The 4107-nt window shown below is 38.3% G+C and carries 3 protein-coding genes; 2 read left to right on the top strand and 1 reads right to left on the bottom strand.

Annotated elements, in window-relative coordinates:
- Positions 1 to 1319: 1319 nt before the first annotated feature.
- A complete protein-coding gene (locus CDZ78_RS19745; protein WP_087871490.1) occupies positions 1320 to 2090 on the top strand; it encodes a hypothetical protein in 771 nt (256 codons plus the stop codon).
- Positions 2080 to 2673: a hypothetical protein gene (locus tag CDZ78_RS19740; RefSeq protein WP_087871489.1), complete on the top strand. Its 594-nt coding sequence runs from the start codon at positions 2080 to 2082 to the stop codon at positions 2671 to 2673. Before CDZ78_RS19745 ends, CDZ78_RS19740 begins: the two co-directional genes overlap by 11 nt.
- A gap of 626 nt (positions 2674 to 3299) precedes the next feature.
- Here CDZ78_RS19740 and CDZ78_RS19730 read toward each other — a convergent pair.
- Complete coding sequence (locus CDZ78_RS19730) at positions 3300 to 3926, bottom strand: hypothetical protein (RefSeq protein ID WP_140414251.1); 627 nt, start codon at positions 3924 to 3926, stop codon at positions 3300 to 3302.
- Positions 3927 to 4107 lie beyond the last annotated feature (181 nt).

Raw genomic sequence — 4107 nt, 5'->3', positions numbered from 1 at the left:
GTGGTGGTAGTAGTCGTTTAAACTGTAATTTTATCCCGTTAGCCATGTTATATCACCGTAATTAGGGTTTCATGTGAAAGGAGTTTAAAACGTTCAAAGTTTATTTCCCCATGGGGTATTATAAGCCGACGACCTTGTTTTCTGCTCTCTGTGGGCTTTATAGTATTCTTCTAGGGGGGGGCGTTGAGGAGTAGCGTTAGCCCATGGTGTACCTGGTGGGGTAGCTAGTAGGGAGCTAGAGCGAGCGTTAATGCGCCTCTGAGGGGCTTGTGTCGAGTCCTACTCTTGACATCAGAACGTGGAATAGTCGTTATTTTGCAAGATGCTCTACAGCTAAACTTGCTATGTCTTGGTTGTATGGGTTAAGGTTATTGGCAATAGAACCTGATATTTCCTCTTTCAGGTTTAGAAACAAGCCCCTAACTTTTAAAGTTTAGGGCTTAAAGGCAAAAAAAAACCCAAGCATTTTTAAGTACTTGGGTTTTTTGCCTTTAATAAAGGTTGTGTATGAGTGCTTTCAGTCACTCACCACAGCTTGAAAGTAAGAAACAGACTCTTGCAATCAAACGAACGTTAATTATATCTTAATTATCTTCTCATTTGTAAGCAATTCTGGTTTTTCTTCTCTTCTTTCAAGCCCAGCCCCTATTTTGGATTAGATGATATTGGAATAGGTCAGGACAGAGCTACCGATCAAGGGTATGTAGAGGTAGTCAGTAAGATCATATTTGTATAAAGTAGAAGTCGCGGGTTTATACCGTCTCACCTGCGGGAATTGAATTTTATAGTGCAAATATGCTGCGTAGCTGTACAGGGGGATATATTTATATATATTCTATAGCGCAGGGGCAGGGCGGAGGTAAAAGGGGCTTAAAAACTCGATTATTCTGTTTATTCTCCCTCGAAATAGCTAAAAAAATCATTAGCATTTTGAGTGGGAAAGATAAACAGGTAAAACCTTACAATCTATGTGTTTAATGGGTGTTCTTGCCCACACTTGCTCTTCGCGTCTGGGCTTCTTTTCTTATCTTTTTATTCTTACAAATTATCATTGTTTATTATTGATGCGCGGAGCGCGGTTTAAGAGAAACCATATTGCTGTGATTGATAGTGATTGTGGGGAATGTGTTGGCTAGTGTTGGTAAGGTGTGGGTAACGTCTTTTCGTTATCCATGCTTTATCAATACGTCCCGTAGGGAGCCAATATATTCCCCACATGAACGGTATATCGTAGAATTTGCAAAATGCGGCCTACAGGCATTACAGGGGCTAAACTTACTTGTATGCGAACGTGAAAAACAAAAATAGGCATATTAACTATGAATACCAACTATAAAGAGCGAAAGACTATATCTGGCAAGGATAAAGAAGCCTTTGACGAGTTCTTAGCAGGTAAAGAAAGATGGAACGCTTATGTTGAAAAACATGGTGATGATACGACGGTGGATTTTTCAGGTGTCGATTTTTCAAAGCATAGGAAAGGAAAAGGGGAATTTAACTTCTCAGGGTATCTGTTTCCAAAGAAAGGTAACGTTAACTTTAAGGGGGTGAAGTTTGGGGATGGTAACGTTAACTTCACCTCCGCCAATTTTGGCCAGGGTGTTTCTTTCATGGAAGCTAAGTTCGGCAAAGGAAACGTGAATTTCAGCTCTGCCCAGTTAGGTACGCATCTCGGAGAATTTAAGAGCACTATATTCGGTGAGGGCGAAGTGAATTTTAACAGCGCCACGTTCGGAGCAGGAGACACGGATTTCTGCGACGCCCAGTTCGGCGAAGGAAACGTGGATTTTTGTAATGTTAATTTTGGCGATGGCAATGTGTATTTCTTTAAGGCCAAATTCTTGGGCAAAGGGAGTGTGAATTTCTTTAATGCCAAATTCTTAGGCAACGAGAGAGTGAATTTCTTTAAGGCCAAATTCTTGGGCAAAGGGAGTGTGTCATTTAATGCTTTATCAATACGTCCCGTAGGGAGTCAATATATTCCCCACATGAACGGTATATCGCAAAATTTGCAAAATGCGGCCTGTAGCAATATAAGCGGCTGCATGACATCCTTTTTTATCCATGAAATAAACTTAAATGATAGATAAAGAAAAAATCCATAAAGGGTATCCAACACATAAACATCAAGCAGACTTTTGGGAGCATTTAGGTCGAACCGTAGCCACTTTTGGCTATCTTGAAGATACTCTTGTAAAAGGAATTTATGTATTTGAAGTAATGACGAAACGTGACAAAAAAGTTAACAATGAGAAAGACTTAAAAGATTTTGAGGACTGGAATAATAAGCTTAATAGCCGTCTACTTAACAATATGTCACTACCATTTGGTGAGCTTGTTAAAAAATATCATAATTTAGCAAATAATAATTCATTAATTAATAAAGATGATGTCATCAAAGAAGGATTAGATGGTTTAGATGAGATCGTGAAATATAGGAATCTGTTATGCCATGCAGCTTGGGGGTTACCTAACAAAGAAGGAAAGTCACTTGCTATTTATGTCAACAATGATGAAGAAAAATCTTACTTAGAAACACCAATTGGTACTGAATTCTTACAGCAAATTCAAAAACATACTGCAGAACTTATATGCTTAGTAATGGAGATTCGTACAATACTGGATCCTGAGGGTCGATGCCAACCATGGGAAAGGACCGATAGAAAAAGTTAGCGATTCACCCGAACATAAGCAAAAATATAAACATAAAGTAGCTTCAGATATTTATCGTTACTACTCAGCACCCCTTATGCTTATTTAAACACTTAGATTAAAAATCATTTGCTTAACTTTTTACCGTATTGATGCCTACCTCATCACGTCTAAAAATCATAGCGAAAAAGATGCCAGATATATGGAAGTTCGAAAAGCGAACCTCCCTGCTTTGTTTTTAATAGGCTTAATATTTCGTAACCGTCAGCCCCTGACGGAATGATAGTCTCCAGAAGTCGCAGGGGATTTTGCCAAATTTCCCTACCGATTCTGGAGACCACAACAGAAACCTTTACAACATTATGGCAGCAGAACTGTCTGGGAGCTTTTTTGTTTGCCAAGGCTGCTATTGAGTGCATGAAGAAAAATAAGCAAGGTACATTGATCTACACTGGTGCCACGGCCTCTTTACGTGCAAAACCACCCTTATATTTAAACACTTGAACAGAGTACTCTGAATAAGAATTATTCATTAGACTGGAAGCCAGTGCTTATAGCACCTCAGAGGGTTTTTTATATGCGTTGTCGAATGGCATGCTTCCAATTTTACGTACATCCTCTTTACCATAAATAATTATTGGGAAACTTCAGTTTATTGGTTCTTGTGTAGTTTCTTGGCCAGAAAAAGCGCCTTTTTTTACAAAGTCTTGATAAGCATGCTCTGCAAGGCGATCATATGTATTGGCTGCTCCAATAAATGAAAAAGGGAAAGCAGGGAAAAATAGTAACCACTGTATTGATCTCATATCTTCTGCTACATGCGTCGTGTATTTTTTCCCCGTTCCTACTTCATCAAGTTCGTAAATGAGGTCATAGGTTGTGTTTACGTTGTAAGGCAGAAGAAACAAGGTTAGTCCGCTAAAAAACTGCATAGCAACACTCGACTTTCCTTCTTGGTGCCCCTTTAATGTTAAGTTGTACTCTGCATTTCCGGTAAATTCTTGCTTAGGTACATAAGTAAAATCACTTATATAATTATTTTTCTTCCATACTCCAAGAATGGCATCATTAATTATTCTTCCCGCTTTATTATTCGTAACCATAGCCCCGCCATCCAAGTGCATAGTAAAGTCACCAATACTTTCTTCTATAAGTGGGCTTGATGCGGGGGTGATAGATTCAATTCCGGCAAGTTTGTCTCCAGAAAAAGTCATACAGCCGCTGAGTGACGTTAAAAGTATTGTTGTGCTGTATACTTTTAAAAGTAATTTCATTTTTGTCCTTATAGTTTGAAAGGTGAGTGGTTTAATCCATAATCAATTGAGTTAATTACTTTATCTAGTATAACCTATAGCTTTCTTAACCATGAATTCACCTTTTTATTACCATCATACAAACTATAAATGAACGTTTATAATATGTATAACTAAATAAAAAGGTGTGCTTATGATTAAG

The organism is Bathymodiolus platifrons methanotrophic gill symbiont (assembly GCF_002189065.1).
GTDB lineage: Bacteria > Pseudomonadota > Gammaproteobacteria > Methylococcales > Methylomonadaceae > Methyloprofundus.
The sequence above is the reverse complement of the archived record's forward strand: the minus strand, read 5'-3'. Positions and strand labels throughout refer to the sequence as shown.

Excerpts from the sequence above, each read along its gene's own strand:
- CDZ78_RS19745 (WP_087871490.1), top strand. The coding sequence starts at position 1,320 with ATGAATACCAACTATAAAGAGCGAAAGACTATATCTGGCAAGGATAAA.
- CDZ78_RS19740 (WP_087871489.1), top strand. The coding sequence starts at position 2,080 with ATGATAGATAAAGAAAAAATCCATAAAGGGTATCCAACACATAAACAT.
- CDZ78_RS19730 (WP_140414251.1), bottom strand. The coding sequence starts at position 3,926 with ATGAAATTACTTTTAAAAGTATACAGCACAACAATACTTTTAACGTCA.